Annotated in this window: 16 protein-coding genes; 7 read left to right on the top strand and 9 right to left on the bottom strand. The window is 64.5% G+C overall.

From position 1 onward, the window contains the following. Window positions 1-86 precede the first annotated feature (86 nt). The gene (locus BWR02_RS08310) at window positions 87-1,085 is read right to left on the bottom strand and encodes a MerR family transcriptional regulator (RefSeq protein ID WP_139557283.1); all 999 of its coding nucleotides are present in this window, start codon (window positions 1,083-1,085) and stop codon (window positions 87-89) included. A gap of 161 nt (window positions 1,086-1,246) precedes the next feature. Between BWR02_RS08310 and BWR02_RS08305 the strand changes: the two genes are divergently transcribed. From BWR02_RS08305 to BWR02_RS08290, 4 genes are all read left to right on the top strand, one after another. Beyond that, complete coding sequence (locus BWR02_RS08305; RefSeq protein WP_162560076.1) at window positions 1,247-2,131, top strand: sterol desaturase family protein; 885 nt, start codon at window positions 1,247-1,249, stop codon at window positions 2,129-2,131. Between the two features lie 195 nt (window positions 2,132-2,326). Beyond that, a complete protein-coding gene (locus BWR02_RS08300; RefSeq protein WP_201276197.1) occupies window positions 2,327-3,454 on the top strand; it encodes a MalY/PatB family protein in 1,128 nt (375 codons plus the stop codon). A 113-nt stretch (window positions 3,455-3,567) separates the two neighbouring features. Beyond that, a complete protein-coding gene (locus BWR02_RS08295) occupies window positions 3,568-3,972 on the top strand; it encodes a pyridoxamine 5'-phosphate oxidase family protein (protein WP_139557280.1) in 405 nt (134 codons plus the stop codon). A 40-nt stretch (window positions 3,973-4,012) separates the two neighbouring features. Beyond that, window positions 4,013-4,981, top strand: a complete 969-nt coding sequence (locus BWR02_RS08290) for an alpha/beta fold hydrolase (protein WP_139557279.1) — start codon at window positions 4,013-4,015, stop codon at window positions 4,979-4,981. A gap of 192 nt (window positions 4,982-5,173) precedes the next feature. Here the strand turns inward: BWR02_RS08290 and BWR02_RS08285 are convergent, their stop codons facing one another. Further along, window positions 5,174-6,448: an NAD(P)/FAD-dependent oxidoreductase gene (locus BWR02_RS08285; protein WP_139557278.1), complete on the bottom strand. Its 1,275-nt coding sequence runs from the start codon at window positions 6,446-6,448 to the stop codon at window positions 5,174-5,176. A gap of 416 nt (window positions 6,449-6,864) precedes the next feature. Here BWR02_RS08285 and BWR02_RS08280 point away from each other — a divergent pair, with 416 nt between their 5' ends. Next, the gene (locus BWR02_RS08280) at window positions 6,865-8,226 is read left to right on the top strand and encodes a sigma-54 interaction domain-containing protein (RefSeq protein WP_139557277.1); all 1,362 of its coding nucleotides are present in this window, start codon (window positions 6,865-6,867) and stop codon (window positions 8,224-8,226) included. 73 nt (window positions 8,227-8,299) lie between these two features. Here the strand turns inward: BWR02_RS08280 and BWR02_RS08275 are convergent, their stop codons facing one another. Then, complete coding sequence (locus BWR02_RS08275) at window positions 8,300-9,019, bottom strand: hypothetical protein (protein WP_139557276.1); 720 nt, start codon at window positions 9,017-9,019, stop codon at window positions 8,300-8,302. An 89-nt stretch (window positions 9,020-9,108) separates the two neighbouring features. After that, window positions 9,109-10,635, bottom strand: a complete 1,527-nt coding sequence (locus BWR02_RS08270) for an OmpA family protein (protein ID WP_139557275.1) — start codon at window positions 10,633-10,635, stop codon at window positions 9,109-9,111. A 425-nt stretch (window positions 10,636-11,060) separates the two neighbouring features. Here BWR02_RS08270 and BWR02_RS08265 point away from each other — a divergent pair, with 425 nt between their 5' ends. Continuing rightward, on the top strand, window positions 11,061-11,540 hold the full coding sequence (locus tag BWR02_RS08265) for a response regulator (RefSeq protein WP_139557274.1): 480 nt from the start codon (window positions 11,061-11,063) through the stop codon (window positions 11,538-11,540). A 24-nt stretch (window positions 11,541-11,564) separates the two neighbouring features. On the opposite strand, the gene BWR02_RS08260 is transcribed toward BWR02_RS08265, so the two are convergent. From BWR02_RS08260 to BWR02_RS08245, 4 genes are all read right to left on the bottom strand, one after another. Next, complete coding sequence (locus tag BWR02_RS08260; protein WP_139557273.1) at window positions 11,565-12,872, bottom strand: lytic transglycosylase domain-containing protein; 1,308 nt, start codon at window positions 12,870-12,872, stop codon at window positions 11,565-11,567. Between the two features lie 96 nt (window positions 12,873-12,968). Continuing rightward, window positions 12,969-16,751, bottom strand: a complete 3,783-nt coding sequence (locus tag BWR02_RS08255) for a PAS domain-containing hybrid sensor histidine kinase/response regulator (RefSeq protein WP_139557272.1) — start codon at window positions 16,749-16,751, stop codon at window positions 12,969-12,971. Window positions 16,752-17,094: 343 nt separating this feature from the next. Beyond that, window positions 17,095-17,520 (bottom strand): M67 family metallopeptidase, encoded by a 426-nt coding sequence (locus BWR02_RS08250; RefSeq protein ID WP_139557271.1) that lies wholly within the window; start codon window positions 17,518-17,520, stop codon window positions 17,095-17,097. Window positions 17,521-17,538: 18 nt separating this feature from the next. Next, window positions 17,539-18,756, bottom strand: a complete 1,218-nt coding sequence (locus BWR02_RS08245; protein ID WP_139557270.1) for an ABC transporter ATP-binding protein — start codon at window positions 18,754-18,756, stop codon at window positions 17,539-17,541. A 110-nt stretch (window positions 18,757-18,866) separates the two neighbouring features. Here BWR02_RS08245 and rlmM point away from each other — a divergent pair, with 110 nt between their 5' ends. Next, on the top strand, window positions 18,867-19,973 hold the full coding sequence (rlmM, locus tag BWR02_RS08240; protein ID WP_139557269.1) for a 23S rRNA (cytidine(2498)-2'-O)-methyltransferase RlmM: 1,107 nt from the start codon (window positions 18,867-18,869) through the stop codon (window positions 19,971-19,973). Between the two features lie 2 nt (window positions 19,974-19,975). Here rlmM and BWR02_RS08235 read toward each other — a convergent pair whose 3' ends face one another. Continuing rightward, entirely contained in the window at window positions 19,976-20,296 is a 321-nt protein-coding gene (locus BWR02_RS08235) for a P-II family nitrogen regulator (protein WP_139557268.1), read from the bottom strand. Window position 20,297 lies beyond the last annotated feature (1 nt).

The following is a 20,297-nucleotide window of genomic DNA, read 5'->3' as shown; positions in this document are numbered from 1 at the left end:
ATGGAACCCACACACGTCCGCACGACCTGCCGACGCGACATCCCCTGCATGGGGGAGCGACGCTTTTTCTTCTTCCGACCAAACCCTTAGGAATATACGCTGAGATCGATTTCCTCGCATACCATCAAATGCTCCAACGCGTCTTCCAGCAGCGCCCGGGCCTGACCCGCGACGCGATGAAGATGGGCGTGCAGCGCAGCGTCCCGCTCGTTGCGACTCTCACAATCCGCGCTGTACGTCTCGAACGCCGTGACGCGGAACAGCAAATCGGCCAGGTGATGCGGGCATTCGCAGCGAATGCCGGTCGGCAGGTTGGCGACGGCGGCCAGCGTCTTGCTGTCGAAACGGCGGAGCGGGATCGGCACGTCGCTCGCCGCGGCGACCGCCGCCAGGACTGCCGCCTGGAGCGCAGCCGCAGGCGCTTGGTCAACGCGGCAGGCTTCGCGGAGAGTTGCCGCCGTTAACGGCGCGCGCAGCGCGACCACGCCATCACGCTGCAGCCGGGCGATCTGCGCGGCGGGAGCGAATCCGTACACCACGACCAGTCGCCGCACCCCCGCCAGAGACTGTAACTTGGACCAGCGCGCAGGCGCATCCGGGTCGAGGGCCGGCCATTCGACCACCAGGACCTCCGGTCGCTCCGCGCAGGCCCGCTGCTCGAACTCTGCGTACGAAGTCGATGTGCCGATGATTTCCAACGGCAACAGTTCCTCGCGCCATGCATCAATAAGAAAGGGCAACGCATCGCCGTAGACGAGCACGCGCGACGGCGCTGCCGGTGCAGCCGCGGCTGCCGTTCCCGCTGACCGCGCGCTGTCCCGGTGCAGTTCCAGCCGTTCACGCAGCGACGCATCATCAAGGGTCGCCACGGTGCTGATCGCATGCCCATGGTCGACGAGTTGCTTGATGATCTGCAGCCGCACGATGTCGTCGTGCGTGTACTGCCGCTGGTTGCCCTCACCTCGGCGGGGCGCCACGAGGGCGTAACGCCGCTCCCAGGCCCTCAAGCTATTCAAAGGTATGCCCGTCAAGCGAGCGACCGCACCGATACCGTAGGTTGCCTCATGTGACCCAGGATGCGTCATGCCGCTTGTTCTCCCGCCCTGTCGGGCTCTTGTTCGATAGTTGCACCGCGATCTTAAACATTAGACAAAAGCTGTGCAACAAGGAACTTCCGAGCAAACACATGTACAAAGCGTGTACACGGCAAAACATTAATGTGACGACTGCTCACGGGGAAGGAAAGATGATCAGACACGCACTCGACTTGAACTTCATCGTTGGCCAGGGCATCGACCTGGCGGCGACGCGAGGAACCGAATGGGTCGCGGAGGCGCGCGTGGAGGACCTGCTGGCGCTGGTGTTCATCACGGCCGTCGTAGCGTGTGCCCACCTGGAATTCCGGCAACCCTTCCTCAGACCGGGACTGCGAACCCTGAAGCACTCCTACTTCACGAACGTCTGCACTTATCTGTTCAACGACGTCACTCTCTCGCTGCTTTCCATACCCTCGCTGTACCTGGTAGCCCAGCAGTTCTCCGGACGGGGTCTACTCAGCCACCTGCCCGAGGGGCCTGTTCAATGGCTGATCACCTTCCTGCTGCTCGACCTCATTTTGTATGCATGGCACTTCGCCACTCACCACTTCGACTGGTTATGGCTTTTTCACAAAGTCCATCACAGTGATCGCAGCTTCAATGTGACGACAGGACTGCGCTTCCACATGGGCGAGTTGATCCTGGAGGTTTTCGTGCGAGTCGCGTTTATCGCAGTAACCGGGGTCGACGCTGAACTCGTGTTGTTCAATCAGGCACTGATCTCGCTGTTCGTGCTGTTCCACCACACGAACGTCACGTTCCCCCATGAAGCCCTCCTGTCGCGCGTGATCATCGTGCCGCGACTGCACCGTATGCATCACTCGGATCTGCGCGAGGAACACGACAGCAACTACGGCGCCGTGCTGTCGATCTGGGACCGACTGTTCGGAACGTTGCGCGAGGGCGAACCACACGCAATCGGGTTGAAGGAGGTCGATGAGCAACGCTTCGCGGACCTGATCAAGTACGGCTTCACGTCGCGAAACGCCTTCAGACGCGCGTCGAAACTCGTCGAGTCCACGGAGGAGGCTTGAACGCCGGAGGCGTTCCGAGCGGCCCGTGACGATCCTCAGGGCATAGTCCGGACCGTGGCGACGTAGGAGCGACCCGCACAAGGCAGTTAGGGCGAGCCACCTCGAGCGCATTGCCAGTGCCCCAGCGCCATTCGCGCGTCCCGTGGTATAAGGTCAAATCTCGCAGTTGCCCAACGAGGCCGAGGCATCAGTCCCGTGGATTTCGACCACGCCATCGTACGCACCCCCTTCTCCAGCACCAAATGGAACAGGTATCGCGACCGGGACGTGATACCGCTCTGGGTGGCGGACATGGACTTCGCCAGCCCGCCCTCCGTACTGGCGGCCCTTCATCGAAGAGTCGATCATGGGATCCTGGGCTACACCAACGCACCCGATTCGCTTGTTGACGCGGTTCAGTGTTATGCGGAACGGCACTATCGGTGGACGATCGAGGCCGACTGGCTGGTGTGGTTGCCGGGTCTGGTACCGGGACTCAACCTCGCCTGCCGGGCGGTTGGGCAGGACGGGGACACCGTACTGACCGCAACACCCGTATACCCACCGTTCCTCCACGCGCCAGCGCAATCGGCGCGAAACCTGCAGACCGTGCCATTGGTGGATACCGCCGATGGCTGGCGCTGGGATCTCGGTGCGCTGGAAGAGGCTGTCAGCCCGCGCACGCGGTTGTTGTTGCTCTGCCATCCGCATAACCCGGTCGGGCGCGCTTGGCGGCCCGAGGAACTCGCCGGTTTGATCGATGTGGCCGAGCGTCACGGGCTGACCATCTGCTCGGACGAGATTCATTGCGACCTGCTGCTCGACCCCACGCTGCGGCATACCCCACTGGCCTGTGTCGCACCCGCATTCGCCGACCGGACGATCACGCTGATGGCGCCATCGAAGACGTGGAATCTGCCGGGTCTCGGCTGTTCCTTCGCGGTGATTCCCGACCGCGGTCTGCGCCGCCGTTTTCGCAGCGCCATGGCGGGACTCGTTCCGCACGTCAACACACTGGGTTTTACGGCCGCAGAGGCAGCCTATCGGGACGAGGGCGCCTGGCTGGCAGAGTTGCTCGTCTATCTGCGCGGAAACCGGGATCTGCTGCTGGACTGGATTGCCGCGTCATCGCAGCTGAAGGCAGCGACACCGGAAGCAACCTACCTCGCCTGGATCGACGCGCGTGGCGTCGACCCGGCCAACCCGTTGCCGCACTTCGAAACGCTCGGCGTGGGCCCGTCGGACGGCCGGGACTTCGGTTTTCCCGGCTACGTACGCCTCAACTTCGCATGTCGTCGAGCCCTGTTACAGCAGGCTCTGGAACGCCTGGCGCCACTACGGTAACGGGCCAGGCGGACCTCACTCGGCGCCCACCGGCGTCATCCGTGTTGGACTGGCCTGTACTATCCCGAAACGGTTACGCTAGTCTCAGAATTTCCCGGGCCGAGACTCATGCCATGGCAACACTTACCGACGAGATGAAGGCGGTGTTCGCGAAGAACCGAATCTTCTCCTTTGCGACAGCATCGCTGGACGGGACTCCGAACGTCGCTCCGATGTCGATGGTCGAGTTGATCGGCGACGACACACTCTGGATCGGCGACAACTATATGGCGAAAACCCTTGCGAATGTCATGGAGAACCCGCGCGGCGCGCTGTTCTTCTGGGACCCGGACGACAAGCACTGCTTCCAGATCAAGGGCTCGGTCGCCGTGAAGACCAGCGGACCGGAGTACGAGCAGATGCGGGCGAAAATCAAGGCGAAAGGCGCTCACTACCCGGCCAAGGGGCTCCTGGTCCTGACCGTCACGGCGGTGTTCCAGTGCTCTCCCGGAAACGGCGCCGGTCAGGCCTGCGCCTGACGCGGCCGAACACGTCCAGGCGCCTGCTCTGCAGAATCGAATGAAAAACGCCCGACTCCACCTGCTGGCGCCGCTGCTGGCCCTGATCCTGATCGGTTGCCGGTGGGCCGATCCGGCCTCCGCAGCGGTAGCGGCAACGGCCGCGACCCAGTGTGCAATCGCCACGAAGACGGCCCCGGTCGGCGATGGGACCATGGTCTACAACTCGGCGGGGACAGGCCCGACCCTGTTGTTGCTGCACGGCCTATTCGCCAACAAGGAGCAATGGAACACCCTGCTGTGCCTGCTGGCCGAAGCCGGCTACACCGCCATCGCCGTCGATCTGCCCGGCTACGGGAAAAGCGCGGGTTATTCGTTAGAGGACTATCGCCTCGAGCGGCAGGCGACCCTGCTGCGCGACTTCTCACGCCAACTCGGCATCGCACAACTCGACGTCGCCGGGAGTTCGATGGGCGGCACGATCGCGACCCTGTATGCCGACCGGTACCGAGGCCAAGTGCGCAGCCTGGCCTATATCGGCGCTCCGCTCGGCGTGATCGGCTGGGGGCCTCAGCTTCGCCGCGCTTTTTTCCGCGGCATCAATGCCTTCATTCCGGTCACCGGCTACCAGTTCGAACTCGAACTCCGGTTGCTATTCATGACTCCCCCAACGATACCCACTCCTGAGAAGAGGGCCATCGTCGGCGAGTATGTGACACATAATCGGCACTACGTGCAGGTCTGGGACATCGTGAACCTGTACGACGACATACTGCGGCGGCGGCCCATGCCGGAACTCCCGACGCTGATACTGTGGGGACAGGAGGATCGGATCTACCCGGTCGCGGGGGCCGGGACGCTGCAGCAAGTGTCCCCGCACAGCGAACTGCACACGCTGCCGGCGGCGGGGCATTTGCTGCTGATGGAGGATGCCGACGAGGTGGTCAAGCTTTATGTTCCGTTTCTACACCGGCAAGGCGAGCAGAAGCGCGCCACTGACATCGGCGGCACCCACCCGATTCAACGATAGGCCGACGCGACCGAGAGGCATCTCGAATAGCGTTGGGGCACCAGCGAAAGCCAAACACAGCGCGCAACCTGCCGTCGGAATCCAACAGCGCGCGAAGTGAGCGCTCGATGGCAGACCCGTAATACTCGCAGGCGAAGCGGGCGCGCCCCCGCTTCGCCAACAGAAGTTGGGTTCTAAGGGCCCGGTCGCCGATCAGCTCTTTTTCAAGCGCATGATACCCATGGCCTTCAGCGTCATCCGCTCGTAGGTCGGCTCGCTGATGCCCTTCCGGACCTTGCGCATGAAATACTTTTCGTACGCGATCTTCGCCCAGTGCACCCAGCGGCCTTCGGATGCCCATTGCACGTTGCGCGGCGGAATCTGCGGCATCGCCAGGAAGGCGACGCCCCGGTCGCCGAAGTCGGCCAGACACAAGGCATTCCAGGTGGCCTTGTGGGACGGCTGCTTGCCGTCGATCTCCTCCCGGACATTGTGCGCCGTCGCGGTCACCATGGACTCGATCATGTACCCGGTCTTGGGCACCCCGGTCGGGACCGGTGTCTGTCCCAGCGGCGGGATCGCGACGCAGACGCCGATCGAGTAGATGTTCTTGTAGGTCGGGTTGCGCTGGTGCTCGTCGATCAGGATGAAGCCGCGCGGGTTGGTCAGCTTGTCGATCCCGAACACCGCGTCCACGCCCTTGAACGCCGGCAGCATCATGCTGTGCTTGAAGGGCAGCTCATGCTTCTTCTTTTCCTGGCCGTTCTCGTCGACTTCCGTCACATACATCATGCCGGCCTCGACCTTGTCGACCTTGGCATTGCAGATCCAGTTGACGTGTTTGTCGCGCATTGCGCTTTCGAGCAATCCCTTGGTATCGCCGACGCCGCCCAAGCCCAGGTGACCGATGTACGGTTCGGAGGTGACATAGGTGATCTGCACCTTGTCACGGATCGCACGCTTGCGCAGATCGCTCTCGGCAATGAACAGATACTCGTAGGCAGGGCCGAAGCACGAAGCGCCCTGCACGGCGCCGATGACGATCGGGCCGGGGTTGGCGCAGAAGTTTTCCCATTCCTGCCCGGACACCGCGGCATGGTCGACGTGGCAGACCGATCGGGTATGGCCCTCCGGCCCGAGCCCGGGGATTTCCTCGAACGCGAGCTTCGGACCGGTCGCGATGATCAGGTAGTCGTAACCCACCTGACTGCCGTCGGCCAGTTCGAGCTGGTTGCGTTCGGGATGTACCCGCTTGACCTGCTGCTGGATGAAGCCGATCTTCTTTTTCTTGAAGACCGGCGCGAGCTCGACCTTGATGTCTTCCGGCTTGCGCCAGTTGACTGCAACCCACGGGTTGGAGGGCACGAAATGGAAGGTCGGCGTATCGGCAATGACGACGACCTCGTCTTCCTTGCGCGCGTTCTCCCGCATTTCGAAGGCCATGGGAATACCGCCGATGCCGGCCCCGATGATGACTATTTTTGCCACGAGCTATCTCCTCTTTTGTGTTATTGGTGAGGTCGCGTGCCTACGCAATCGGGGAACCTACACCCGGACGCCCCCTAAACCCGGCAACGCCAGTGCCGCCTCGGGATTTCCGTAACCCTCCGGGCGGCTCGAATACCCCGCATCGCCGGTAATCTTCCTGCCCTGCGCGGGCTCGAAAGCCGAGCCCGCGCATCATAGCGCAGGTCTCCGCAGTCCATGCAGATCAGCAATCGATAATGCGCATGAAACAAGGACCGTGCCAGATCGCTGCCATCGGGAGCCAGCCCGCGACTCCACCGGCTTCACCGAGTCACCGACCGGTGGCGCTCCCGGGAGATATCTCATAATGAAACATGCGAGACGTCTATGGTAAAGTTTCATCGCACAGGTGAAACATCTCCGAAACGCCGCGCGCCATGGCCCAGTCTTCACCCTTCTTCAATCGCTGGCTCAGTCAGATCGGTCCCGACACCGCCTTCGATGTCTTTACCGATCTGATCGACGACGCGGCCGTCTTCGTTGTCGATGCGGACAGCCGGATTCTGTTCTGGAGCAGTGGCGCCGAACGGATGTTCGGCCTGGGGTCGGAGAAAGTGCTGGGCGTTCCGTGCCATGAGGCACTGGGTTGTCATGCGGCGCCCAATGCGGCCGAACTCGCCGCGCAGGGGCTGATCAAGGCCCAGCCGGTAACGCTGCAACGCCCCGGCGACAAAGCCATGGCCTGTCGCCGAACCGCGCGAGCCTTCTTCGATGCCGCGGGCGAGTTCGCAGGCGCGATCGAACTGTTGCAGGCGGACACCGGAGAGGTTCCGGTCACACCCTCACGGACGGACGTTGAGAGCTTCCATGGAATCGTGTCGCGCGATCCCGTCATGAAGGAGGCGATCCGGATCATACGCAACGTGGCAGAGACCGACGCGACGGTGCTGATCCGCGGAGAGTCGGGAACCGGCAAGGAGTTGGTGGCCCGCGCACTGCACCGGGAAAGTCAGCGAAGGAACCAGCCCTTTCTGGCGATCAATTGCGCCGCGCTGACCCCGAGCCTGCTGGAAAGTGAATTGTTCGGGCACGTCAAGGGCGCCTTTACCGGCGCCGTCCGGGACCATCCGGGCGTTTTCCAGCAAGCCAACGGCGGCACCCTGTTCCTGGATGAGGTCGCCGAATTGCCGCTCGAACTGCAAGCCAAGCTCTTGCGCGTGCTGCAGGAGCGCAGCTTCATGCCGGTCGGCAGCGACCGGGCTGTGACGGTCGATGTCCGGATCATCGGCGCCACGCATCGCGCGCTGCGCGAAGAGGTCAAAGCCGGGCGTTTTCGGGAGGACCTGATGTACCGCCTGCGCGTCGTGCCCCTCTTTTTGCCCCCGCTGCGGGAGCGTCGGCAGGATGTCAGCCATCTGCTGTGGCTGTACATCGACCAGCATAATCGCCAGGGTCCGCGGCACATCGAGACGATCGCGCCCGGCGCGATGCGGCGACTGCTGGACTACGCGTGGCCGGGCAACGTCAGGGAACTCCAAAACGTCATTGAGTACGCCTTCGCCGTCGGCCGCGGCACCGAGTTGACACTGGAGGATCTCCCGCCGGAATTCCGTGAAGGACCACCGGCAACGCTCTCCGCGTTGGCGATGCCGCTACGACCGGCTCGCCGCCACGATGAAGCCGAGCTGATCCGCGAAGCCCTGCAGGTCACTGGCGGAAATCTGGAAGAAGCCGCACGCATCTGCGGGATGAGTCGTGCGACCTTCTGGCGCAAACGGAAGAAATACCAACTCACGTGACGCCCCGAGCACAGTTCGGTTGCAGTCGCGACACGACCCGGCTCGGCCAGCGGCTGGCGATGGCGTAACGGCATCACTCCGGCGCGGAACACAGGATGTCGTCGTTCATACCGATGGTGACGCCATTCCACGTGACGGCATTCCGAACGACCATACAGCCATTCTGATCTTTTTGTCCCGATGCTTGGGCCCTGACCATCAGTTCGCCATACGACGAATCGGCGCGTCCGTTCGCATAGGCCCAATGCGCGGCGGCCTGTCGTGCCGCCTGCAGCCCCGGATCGTTCGGCAGATCGGGAATCGCCTCCGCCTCCCGGTCCAAGCTGTACTGTCCATCCGAGCAGACCCGCCATAGCTCGGCGACCCGCCGCGCCGGATAGGTCGCCGCAACGGTGCGACACCGGTCATCGCCACCGGCGAAATTCATGACGACGGCCTGACCGTCGACCCTGGCTTCAACGGGGAGGAAAGGGCGTTCCCTGGCGACGCCGATCAGGGCCTCTTCCTCCGCAGTTCGCTGCGGCGCGGGCTGGGCGCCGGGTTCAGGCTCCTCGTCCGGAATCGGCTCGAGCTTCCGGAACACCGGCTCGGCGGCACGTACCGAGGGCCGTTCTGGGGTCGGACGCTTGGGCGCCTTCGGCGGGGAAACAGGTTGGCCCGTGCGACTGTCGACGACCTGCGCCGTCACCGCGTAGCGGCTTGGGGCGATCGGTTCGGCCCCACCACAACCGGCGCTTGCGAGAACCGCAGCGGAACCGCCCACCGAGAGGATTAGCCGGACCAGGCGGTACATCAACCCGAGCGGGCTAAAACGCCCCCTCGCTCTGCCGGTGGCGACCCGAGGCATTCGGCTCAGACGGAACATCGTGGCGCGGATCCCGCTCAATCGCGGCGAAGGACGAACTCGATCCGACGGTTCATCGAACGTCCGTGCGGCCGATCATTCCCGGCTACCGGCCGCTGGCTGCCATAGCCTCTGACGCGCAAACGGGCGGGGTTCGCACCGGCGTCGATCAAGGCTTCGCGGACCGACTCCGCCCGAACCTGTGATAAGGTCAGATTCACTGCGGCATCACCCGTATCATCCGTATGTCCGCAAACATCGACGACCACCCCCTCCGGCAACCGGTCCATCAGGTACGCCACGCGGCGAATCAGCGGCCGGTGTGCGGACGGCACTTCGTCGCTGTCGGGGGTGAAATGGATCACCCAGGCGCCGAGGATGGTCTCGAGATCGGCGAGCGGGGCACCGGTGTCGAGTTCGGCCAGCCGCAATGGATCTATCCGGCGATCACGGAGCCCGATGGCCAGGTGGTCGCCCCATAAAGCACGGAGTCTATGCACGATCCCGGCACCGTCGTTGAGACTGGCTGCGGTCACGTCCACGCGGCTGCCGCTCAGCAACAGGTCCACACCCGGCTGCCGGGTCAGCGACAGGACGGAAGCCAGCGCACCCAGCCATGGCGGAGGCGGCACGCGTGCATCGATCCGGAGTTCGCCGACGAGGTTGTTCTCACCCACCTGATCCGCCAACATTTCGAGCACCCGTGCTCGACTGAGCTCGTTGTCGACCACGCCGGCGTACTCCACCTGGGCACCGACATTGCTCAACGACAGGGTGGCCGATGTGGCTTTCTGAAAGACGACGGGCCGGCGGATCGGAGACATGGGCGACAGCGCCCAGTAGCCGAGCAACAGGCACCAGGCAAGGCTGACCGCAGCGAGCACCCCATGTCGGCGAAACGGCGCCGACATGCCGCGTGCTGCCGGCAGACTGGAATCCGGAGGAAGATACGGCCGTTCTAGCGCCCGGAGCGGTGGGTACGGTGCATCGGCAGGCGCCGCCGGTGCCGAAAGCCCCTCGGAACCCGCGGCGCACGCTCGCATCTGGCTCTTGGCGGCAGCCAGGGCGACCGGAGTCAGCGTTTCCAGCAGCGCGCGGGCCGCGGCGTTGTCCAGTTGCGCGTAGCGGGCCGCGCGCGAAACTAGACGGGACGCGGCGGCGTGCCCGACGAGACGGTTCATGGCCTGACGGCCGAGGGCCTGGATGCACTCCAGACCGGAAGGGTCGAGCGCGGTCGCCAAGCGCTCCAGCAGCGACTCATCGATCGCCTCGAACACCTCGGCCACACGACGCGCCTTTCCCGGCCGTGCTGCCACCCCGATCAGTCCGACCAGCAGCGGTGGGAGCACGGCCTCGACCGAGCTCCGGGCCTGCGGCAGGCCGGAATGTAGCATGCAGGCCAAACGCTGCAGTACGGCTTCGTCGAGACGACTGCGGATGAGTCCGAGCAGGCCCGATGTCTCGGTCGGGAGCCATGCAGCCCGACCCCACTGGTGGGAGGCGTCGCGCCGGCGAGGCTGTTCGCTGGCGGAACCGGAGGGGATGGCGTCGTATGCGCTAGCCATGCCGCTCGAAGCAATCAGTGGACGCACGACTGAAACGGGTCGCGACACTGGATCGCGGGTATGCAGACATACGGCGTAAATGATCGCAGCAGTGCGGGGAGTCCACGGTGTGTCGTCTCTACGGACCCGTCGGCGAGGATTCGGACGATCGGTTGCCGGGCCGGATTATCGCAGCATTTCCGCTGCGCACGCCAGCCGAGACCAACGCAACGGGCGCCGAGTCGGTTCTGTTCCAAGTCGGCCCGAGTTTCGGTAACATGCGCGGCTCCGCGGGTCATCGCATTTGCCGCAGCGCAATGGGCAGAGCCGAGGGCGACTTCTTTCAGCGTAATGGGGATGAGCATGTCGACTGACAACAAAGCCGCAACGGACTTCGTCGCAAGACGAGGCGGGCCGAAGAGGTCCCGCTGCAGGCTGTCCAGTTCATGCCTGGACGCTCTCTCCGGCTGACGGGCATGGGAGCCTTCCGCATACCTGCCGTCAGGCCCGTCGCGCCGCCCCATTTTCAGGCGAGTCCCGGCCAGCTGCGCATCCTCGTCGTCGATGACTACCCCGATGCCGCTGAAACGCTGGCGTTCCTGCTGGGGATGGACGGCCACGAGGTTAGAACGGCCACCGATGGCGGCGAGGCGATCGCGGCGGCGACATGGTTCCATCCCGACGTCATCGTACTCGACATCAGCATGCCGGGCATGGACGGGTTCGAAGTCGCTGGCCGTATCCGGGCGATCGACAGCGGCTCGACGGCGCACCTCATCGCGATGACGGGCTACGCCTCACGGGAGCTTCGGAACAGTGCCAGGAATGCCGGCTTCGATGAGTTTCTGGTCAAGCCCGTCACGCTGACCTCACTGCGAGACGCGTTGGCCAATTATCGCCACCGCACCGACGCTGCGACCGCCTAAGGCGCATCACCGCGCCGGGGGGCATCATTCCATTGCGGCTGCGGGGTGAGTTCCGAACGATCGGTTGGCCGCCGCTTCGGCGTGGTCTGCGCCGGCACCAGTCCCCGACATAGCCCCCATGCCCGGAGGCAACCAGACTTCGGTGCCGGCCGGTACCGGCACCACCTCCGCTGTGACCGACTCGCTCCAAGCGGCATTCATGCCGATCAGACGGTCTCGGTCGACACCGTAGCGCCGCGCCACCTCGGATAAGGGCAGGTCGGACGCCAGCACGACCCGCTCCCAGTCCAGCGGAGACTCGGCCTGCAAACCCTCCGGAAAAAATCGCTGAGGGTGCCGCGCAATATCCCGGGCAGCCAGAAATTCCGCATAGAAATTCCGGGACGCGAACCCGAACTTCGGATTATCGTAGTGGCGCACGATCCGCACGAAATCCTCCCCCACCGATTCCCGCGCCCGCTGCATGCCGGCAATCCCATGGTTGTAGCTGGTCAGAGCCAGCGGCCACACGGACAGCTTGCCCAGAGCGTACCGCAGGTAGCGTGCCGCGCCGCGCGCCGACGCAACCGGGTCCAGTCGTTCGTCGACCACGTCGTTCATGGTCATGAACCTCGCCGCAGCAGAACGCGTGAATTGCCAGATGCCGACGGCGCCGGCCGACGACTTGGCATGCGCCTGAAACGAGGACTCGACGTGCGGAAGATACGCGAGGTCCTCGGGCAGACCGGCATCGCGGAAAATGCGGCGGAACGTCTGCTCATAGCGAGCACTGATCTCCAGGCCGCGTTTGAAGCGTTCGCGCAAGCCGCGCTGCGCACGGACCCGATCGGCTGCGCCCAGGATCGCATCCGGCCTCGCAGCGGCCGCCTCGAGCCGGGACAGGATGGCCTTGTCCGGCCCATCGAGCGACCGGTTCTGAACCCAGGCCTCTGCCAGGTAGCGCATCCGCTGCTGCCAGTAGTCCTTCCGTTCACGCACGAGTTCCTTCTGTTGGGCGTTGTAACCCTCGGTGATCGATCCGGGGAGATCAACCAGTTCGTAGACGACACCGAGATACCGGTCGTCGTGGATGGCGACCTGCGAGCGGCTCCATGTGCCGTAAACCTTGCGCCAGAAATCGATCTGCGGTTCCAGATCGGCAGGACGGGGAAAGTCGTCATCTCCTGATGCTTGGAACCCCGAGTCCGGCTGACCGGGCGGGGGAGACGGAGCAGTCTCGGGCACGGCCACCGTGTGCCGCTGCTGCCGCGGTGGCGTCGGGCTGCTGCAGCCTCCCATCCCGAGGGTCGCGAATATCGCGCTCAGGTACAAGACCGACGTCAAGCGTTTCATCGAACGGCCTCCCTTGAACCGGCCCTACATTTTAACGGCTCCGCGCTATCGAACACGAGTCCGCCCCAGGCAGGGCAGACCGGTGCACAGCGTGACTCATCCCGTACGCGACTTGGGGGCGACGATGTCGGACGTCGGCGGCGATGAGGGCCCGGGGCCTTGGGAAAATGAGGCCACCAGGTCGCGGATCTGGTCGAGGCGGATCGGCTTGACCAGATAGCCGTCGAAACCGGCCTTCCGGGCCCGCACACGATATTCCGGCTGAGCATAGCCCGTCACGGCAATGATACGCGCCGACCGGGTGGCATCCATCTGCCGCAGGCGCCGCGCCACTTCAAAACCGTCCATGCCCGGCAGACCGATGTCCAGCAGGACCAGGTCCGGGCTAGCGGCGCTCGCCAGCTCCAGTCCTTCCGCTCCGTCTGCCGCGGCCTGCACCTCGATGCCGAAGTACTCGAGCAGCAGGGTGAGACTGTGAGCGGCGTCCACATTGTCGTCGACGATCAGCACGCGAAGCGGCCGCAGAGGGGCCCCCTCCGCGGGTTCCGGCACCGTGGACTCGACCGGCTCGCGGCTTGCCGTCCAGTCGCCCAGCGGCAGGCGGACGATGAACTCGCTGCCCCGGTCGACACCGACGCTCCGTGCTTCGATGTCGCCATCATGCAGGACGGCCAGCTGACGGGCGACCGTCAAGCCGATGCCCAGCCCGCCTTCCGAACGATCGAGATCCCGCTGTCCCTGGGCAAAGGGATCGAAGATATGAGGCAGTAGGTCGGCAGGGATACCAATCCCCGAGTCCCGGACCCGCACGACGGCTTGTCCCTCCTCGGCCACGGCCTCAAGCCAGATCTGCCCGCCCTCGGGGGTATAGCGGATCGCATTGTTCAGCAGATTGTCGAAAATCTGGGTCAGTCGAACCGAATCACCCGGAATCACGACGGTTTCTTCAGGCAAGGACAGGTGCAGTTGCTGACCGCGCGCCTTGATCTCCGGCCCATGCGACTCGGCCAGCTGCCGCAGCAGCGTCACTACCGCGATGGCTTCGGTTTGCAGGGCGATTTTGCCGCGGAGCAGGCGACCGACATCGAGCAGGTCGTCGACCAGGCGGATCAGGTGCGTCGCATGCCGACCCACCATGTCATGGACCCATTGCAGCGTCGGGTCATTGCCGGCCACCGCGCCCAGGATGTCGTTCGCGTTCTGGATCGGCGCGAGGGGGTTACGCAACTCATGACCCAACATGGCGATGAACTCATCCTTGCGACGCATCATGTCCTGTTGCGCGGCCTCGGCGCACTTCTGCCGATCGATGCTGACCCCTGCGCCTAGCCAGCCCTGTATCGACCCATCGCCAGACCGGTGCGGGACCCCGCGCTCGAGGTACCAGCGGTAGGCGCCGGCGCTGGCATCCCAGTAACGGAGCTGGAGTTCGAAAGCCTCCCCCAGCGCAACGGCACGCCCCAGTTCCGCTGCATAGCCCTCCCGGTCGTCGGGATGTATCGCGGCCAGCCTGCCGTGCCCCAGGCAGCATTCGCGGCTCAGGCCGGTAAGCCGCTCCAGCGAGGGCGAAGGCTCGACCAGTGCCCCCCCCCGATCCGCCATCCAGAAGACGGATTCGGTGGCTTCGACCCAGAAGCGGAAACGCTGCTCGCTGGCCTGCAGCGAGGCTTCGCTCCGCTTGCGTTCGGTGATGTCCTGGATGACCGCAAGATAGACGCCTTCGCCACCCTGACGAAACAACTGCAGATGAACTTCGACCGGATAAAGACTGCCGTCCGCCCGGCGATGGCTGGCTTCGAACACCTGCACCGTGCGTTGCCCGGACAACAGCGGAGCGACCAACGTCTTGAAGGACTCCGCGGTCACTTGCGGCTTCAGGTCGAGCGGCGTCAACGCCCGCAGGGCCTCCATCGAATAGCCCAGGTTCGATCGGGCCCCCTGATTCGCATAACGGAAGCGGAGCGTTTCCGCGTCGAACAGATAGACCTCGTTCAGGCTGGCGTCGAGCGTATCGCTCAACACCGCCCGCTCGCGTTCCGCCGCCTTGCGCTCGTCGATATCGATCATCGTGCCGACCATGCGCAGCGGTCGGCCATGCAGATCCCGCTTGACGACACGGCCGCGTGCTAGCACCCACTTCCAGTCGCCATTCGGCAAGCGCAGGCGGTGCTCCTTCTGCCAGAGCGTACAACCGCCGGCCAGATGTTTCTGCAGCGAGCGCTCGACGTCGGGCCAGTCACCGGGATGCACGCGTTCCGCCCAGCTGTCGTAGTGGGCCGGAACGTCCTGTGCCTTGACGATCCGCTGCCAGGCGGGGCTGTAGCGCACCGCGCCCGTCTCGACATTCCAGTCCCACACACCGTCCTGCGTGGCTTCCATGGCCAGCCGGTAGGTCTCTTCGCTTTCCCGCAACGCGACCGCGATGCGGCGGCGTTCGGTCATGTCCAATACCGTGAACGTGATGCCGCGGCGCGGATCACGCCGATCGAGATAGGTGGCGTTCAGCACGACATCGATCAGGACTCCGTCCTTGCGTACCCAGCGAACGTCGACCTCGTTACCGTAATCGGCCCCGTCTCTGCGGTACTTGAACAACGCGGCGCGTTCGTATTCCCCCTGATCGGCATAGAGAAAGCGGGTATCTCGTCCGACCAGTTCGTCCCGCGAATAACCTGTCAGGCGGCACAAGGTGTCGTTCACCTCGATCAACACCCGGTCGACGGCCATCGCGATGCCGATCGGCGCGATCTTGAACAGTCCGGCCAGCTTCCGCTGCTCCTCCAACAACGCTCGCTCGGACTCTCTCTCCACCGTGAGATCGACGTGGGTACCAACCAGCCGCGCCGGCAGGCCCTGCGCGTCGCGCCGGACCACTGCCGCGCGGGAATTGATGCAGCGCCATCCGCCCTGCTTCGTCCGCATGCGAAACACGAGATCGTAGGGCGGGCCATCGTCCCGTGCGGAGCGCAGGTGGTTGATCGCGTTCCAGGCTTCGGCGCGATCATCGGGATGGACGAGTTCATCCCATGTGGCCACACTCGCCGGCAACTCATCCGGCACATAGCCCAGCATCGTGTACCAGCCCGGACTGAACCGGACCTCCCCGGACTCGAAGTCCCAGTCCCAAATACCGGTGCCGGTTCTTTCGAGGACCAGATCCAGCTGCTGCCGGCTTTCATTGAGGGCATCTTCAAAGCGCTTGCGCGCCGTGATGTCGACGAACGAACTGACCACCAGCGGTGGTGCGTCGGAATGGTCTTTCGAAGCCAGCAGATCCGCGCAGACGGAGATCCAGATCAGGCTGCCGTCCGGCTTCCTCAGGCCCATTATCACGTCCCGCTGGGCCTGACCGGTTGCCAGGGCGATCATGGCGGGGTGACGGTTTCCGGGCAACGGTTGACCGGCTTCGTCGATGGCCTGCCACCGGGGATCGGCCGACGTGCGTGCGGTCAATTGCTCACCGGTGAGCCCCAGGATGCTTTCGGCCGCCGCATTGCTCAGCACGATGCGGCCATCAGCCTCCTGCAGGACCACGCCGGCCGGCAAAGCCGCCAACAGTTCGCGGTAGCGCGCTTCCTTGGCCTCATCCCTTGCCGTGGCCTTCGCCAGCGCGGCCTGCGCCGCAACGAGACGCTCGGTCAAATCGGAAGCGTCGCGGGGCCACCACTGCGTTAGTTGCGCCAGCAGATCCTGGCGCTCTCGACGCCGCGATGCCGATAGCTCGGCGTCGAGGGCGACATCACCGATGAGCGTGTGTTCCGCGGGGAAATGGTGCACCGCCCACGCAGTCACCCGTTCCATGGTCCGTCGCAACGTCTCGGGCTCCGAAACGCCGCACTCCTGGAGCAACTCCAGGAGTTCCCGATACGGGTCTGCCATGGTCGATTCGGTGGGCTCCGCACCCTCCTGGTGACCCACGGGGGCGGTCACAACGGCGGGACCGCGCACACGGCGAGAACGACCCTAGCCGCAACGCGCAGGCGACGGGTACGCCGCGAGGCTTGCGACGACCGGCTTGAGTGTACCAAGTGACCAGAGAACGAGCGGACTCGCATCCCTGTTGGATTAGCCATCAGGCGATCTCCGACGAAGGCTGAACGATTGCTCGATTGTCAAGGATTCGCCGCGGAATCCGCAAGCCGGTATTTCTGCCTAGTCGGGCGGGCGCTCAAGCGCCTCTGCTGCGCTGTTCGGTGGCGTCAGGCCGCCCCGAGGGGCCGGGCTACCGCTCCGGCTGCAGCAACAGCGGAACCTCCACGCAGCCCCCCGTAGGCAGCGCGCGGAAGGCGCGGAGTTCGAGGACGCCACGCGTGCCGAGCGAAATGATCAGCTGCAAGGCATCCGGGTACCCCAGCTGCATATCCAGCGCAGACGGCTCGGCCGGTGCAGCCGGGTGGGAATGGAACACGGCGAAGAGAACTTCCCCGCGTTCGCGCATGGCACGCATCGCCGCGATCTGTTGCTGCGGATCCAGCGCAAATCGGGATTCGCGCTGCTCGGCGACGTTGTCGACCGGATAGACCGTCGTTGGCGTCCCCTCCCGGGCGCCAATCAGGCCGCACACTTCGCATGCAGTCTGTGTCTGTGCATGCTGGAGGATCCTGTTGATCAGCGCGCGTGGAAACAGGGTGGGGGCAGTTATAGCCATGGGAACCTTCTCGAAAAATCAGTCCAAAGTTGGCGTTTGCGGCGTAAGGGCTGCGGGCATCATGGTCAGCCCGCCATAGCGCCGGTAGTCCGAGTCCGACACATGCAGCACCGCCAGCGCGGTCCCGTAACTGACAAAGCCGTCGGCGCCGACGAATCCGCCCGCAACACGATATCTGCCTGGCGCCAGGCCGAGAAACGAAACGCCGACCAGAAGACGACCCGTTCCGGACGTCAAACACAACGGGCCCGAGTATCGGCTGTCGATGCTTGCCACCAACAGATCGGCCGTGTTCCAGAACTGCAGAACCAGCCCCAGCGAAGAGTCGCCAGCGGCGCAGCGATACTCCAGCGTCCAGCGGATGGCGTCCCCGGGCGACACGGGCACGGGGCCGATCTGCAGACGGGTGATCGCCGCCGCACCGTCGCCGTCGATCGCGGGCTCGACGGCAAACGAGAAGGGATCGCCCTGAGCGTTCAGGTAACCCACGGCCTCGTGGTACTTCCGGATCACGGCTTCCGTGTCCCCGAAAACGACCGGCTTACCGTCGAGCAACAACAGACAGCGGTCGGCCACGTAGCGGACATTCATCTCGGCATGCGAGACCAGCACGACCGCCGTCCCGGCGCGCTTGAGCGCGTTCAGCCGATCGAGGCAGCGCTTCTGGAAGGCGATGTCGCCAACCGCCAGGACCTCGTCGACGAGCAGCACATCGACGGGCCCGGAGGTCGCGATCGCGAAGTCGAGGCGCGCGTACATGCCATCCGAGTAATGCCGCACCGGCCGGTCGATCGCCTCGTGCAAACCGGCAAAATCGACGATGCCGGACATGCGCGCGTCCACCTCGGACGGACTGAGGCCAAGCTGGGAACACTTCACGTACACATTCTCGCGTCCCGTCAGCATCGGCTGCAGACCCGAGCCCAGTCGCAGCAGACTCTGCAGTCGTCCCCGCGACTGCACGCTACCCCGGTCGGGACGATAGTCACGGGCAATGAGCTTCAACAGCGTGCTCTTGCCTGCCCCGTTGGGCCCGATGACGCCGAGACATTCGCCGCGCCGCACGGTGATGGAAACCCCATCGAGCGCCCAGAACTCGTGAGCGCGCGGGGCCGGACGGCGGGGTCGCCCGAGCGCCTGGCGGATCGCGTCGGCCACACCGTACCATAGCGCATGGTGCCGGGACCGGCAGAATGTCTTGCCGACCGCGTCCATGCGGATCATGACGTCCGTCACGACCAACCCCGGGATTCGCGTAGAATCGATCCATCCGCTTGCCCGAGGCGGCACCGCGCGCTCCGTCCGAAACCCCGGTATCCTGCCACTCCACACCGTTTGCCCCGGCCTTGAACAGCAGCCTCACGCCAACGACTCACGCCCTGCTTCTTTACTGCCGCGCCGGCTTCGAAAAGGAATGCGCTGCGGAGATCAGCGCCTTTGCCCACCGGGACGGCCAGGCTGGCTATGCGAAGACCTCGGATGGTTCGGGGTTCGTCGTTTTTCATCCGCATGAGACCTCGGCACGGGTAAGCGGTGCCGGAGGCATCGCGTTCGATCGGCTGATTTTTGCGCGTCAGTTGGTCCAGTCCGCTGTCCTCACGGGTCCGCTGCCGCCGGACGATCGCATCACCCCGCTGCTGGAGCAGGCCCTCAGCGTGGCCCACCGGTTCTCCGACATCCGGCTCGAAACCGCCGACACAAACGAGGCCAAGGCCTTGTCGACATTCACGCGAAAACTTGCGGTCCCGCTGCGACGTGCCGCCGAAGGCCGGAATCTCATCGCCGAGGGTCGCCTGGTACCGCGGCTGCATCTGTTTTTTCTGAGCGCCACCGACGCCTACGTCGGTGTGAGCTTCGAGGACAATGGATCGCCCTGGCCGATGGGCATACCGCGTCTCAGATTTCCGCGTGGTGCCCCCAGCCGATCCACGCTGAAGCTGGAGGAGGCGTTCCTGACCTTTCTCGAACGCGAACCGGCGTCGCTGCAACCCGGGATGACGGCCGTCGATCTGGGCGCTGCACCCGGCGGCTGGACCTGGCAACTGGTGCGCCGTCATGTGCGGGTGACGGCCGTCGACAACGGCAGCCTGCAGACCGAACTGCTCGATTCGGGACTGGTCGAGCACCGCCGTACCGATGCCTTTCGCTTCCGGCCCGCGAGACCGGTGGACTGGATGGTCTGCGATGTCGTCGAGCAGCCGTTCCGGATCGCACAACTGGTGGCGCGGTGGCTCGCGGAAGGCTGGTGCCGACACTGCATTTTCAACCTCAAACTGCCGATGAAAAAGCGCCGCGACGAAGTCATCCGCTGCGAGGAATTCATCGCCGTGACATTGGAGGACGCCGGCTGCCCCTATCGACTGCGGATCAAACAGCTTTATCACGATCGGGAAGAGGTGACCGGCTATCTGCAGCGGCTGCCGGAGCCGGGAACGCGGTCGACGAGGCGCTGAACCTAGTTCTTTCCGAACCGCCGGAACGAATCCACCGGAGTGACCCAGACCAACTCATCTCCTGGCCGGCCGGCTTCAGCGACGTCGGCGATGATGCGAATCAACTCGTCGACCTGATCGTCGGGGCAGACGATTTCCAGGCGCACGTGAGGCCAGGAATCGGTCAGAGCATCCCGCACACTGGTCGGGACAATGACGTCTTCGTGATAACTGCAACGCTCGAGTTTGCAGATGCTCATGCCCGGAAACTGTCGCAACTGGCTGAACGCTTCGCGAATCTTCGCGAGTTTTGACGGCTGGATGATGGCCTTGATTTCTTTCATC

This window comes from Methylotetracoccus oryzae, assembly GCF_006175985.1.
GTDB lineage: Bacteria > Pseudomonadota > Gammaproteobacteria > Methylococcales > Methylococcaceae > Methylotetracoccus > Methylotetracoccus oryzae.
Note: the sequence above shows the minus strand (reverse complement) of the source record. Positions and strands in the feature narration are given on the sequence as shown.

Bases quoted from the DNA above. Each gene is read 5' to 3' on its own strand.
- BWR02_RS08310 (WP_139557283.1), bottom strand. From the start codon at position 1,085: ATGACGCATCCTGGGTCACATGAGGCAACCTACGGTATCGGTGCGGTC.
- BWR02_RS08305 (WP_162560076.1), top strand. From the start codon at position 1,247: ATGATCAGACACGCACTCGACTTGAACTTCATCGTTGGCCAGGGCATC.
- BWR02_RS08295 (WP_139557280.1), top strand. From the start codon at position 3,568: ATGGCAACACTTACCGACGAGATGAAGGCGGTGTTCGCGAAGAACCGA.
- BWR02_RS08290 (WP_139557279.1), top strand. From the start codon at position 4,013: ATGAAAAACGCCCGACTCCACCTGCTGGCGCCGCTGCTGGCCCTGATC.
- BWR02_RS08280 (WP_139557277.1), top strand. From the start codon at position 6,865: ATGGCCCAGTCTTCACCCTTCTTCAATCGCTGGCTCAGTCAGATCGGT.
- BWR02_RS08275 (WP_139557276.1), bottom strand. From the start codon at position 9,019: ATGTACCGCCTGGTCCGGCTAATCCTCTCGGTGGGCGGTTCCGCTGCG.
- BWR02_RS08270 (WP_139557275.1), bottom strand. From the start codon at position 10,635: ATGGCTAGCGCATACGACGCCATCCCCTCCGGTTCCGCCAGCGAACAG.
- BWR02_RS08265 (WP_139557274.1), top strand. From the start codon at position 11,061: ATGCCTGGACGCTCTCTCCGGCTGACGGGCATGGGAGCCTTCCGCATA.
- BWR02_RS08260 (WP_139557273.1), bottom strand. From the start codon at position 12,872: ATGAAACGCTTGACGTCGGTCTTGTACCTGAGCGCGATATTCGCGACC.
- BWR02_RS08255 (WP_139557272.1), bottom strand. From the start codon at position 16,751: ATGGCAGACCCGTATCGGGAACTCCTGGAGTTGCTCCAGGAGTGCGGC.
- BWR02_RS08250 (WP_139557271.1), bottom strand. From the start codon at position 17,520: ATGGCTATAACTGCCCCCACCCTGTTTCCACGCGCGCTGATCAACAGG.
- BWR02_RS08235 (WP_139557268.1), bottom strand. From the start codon at position 20,296: ATGAAAGAAATCAAGGCCATCATCCAGCCGTCAAAACTCGCGAAGATT.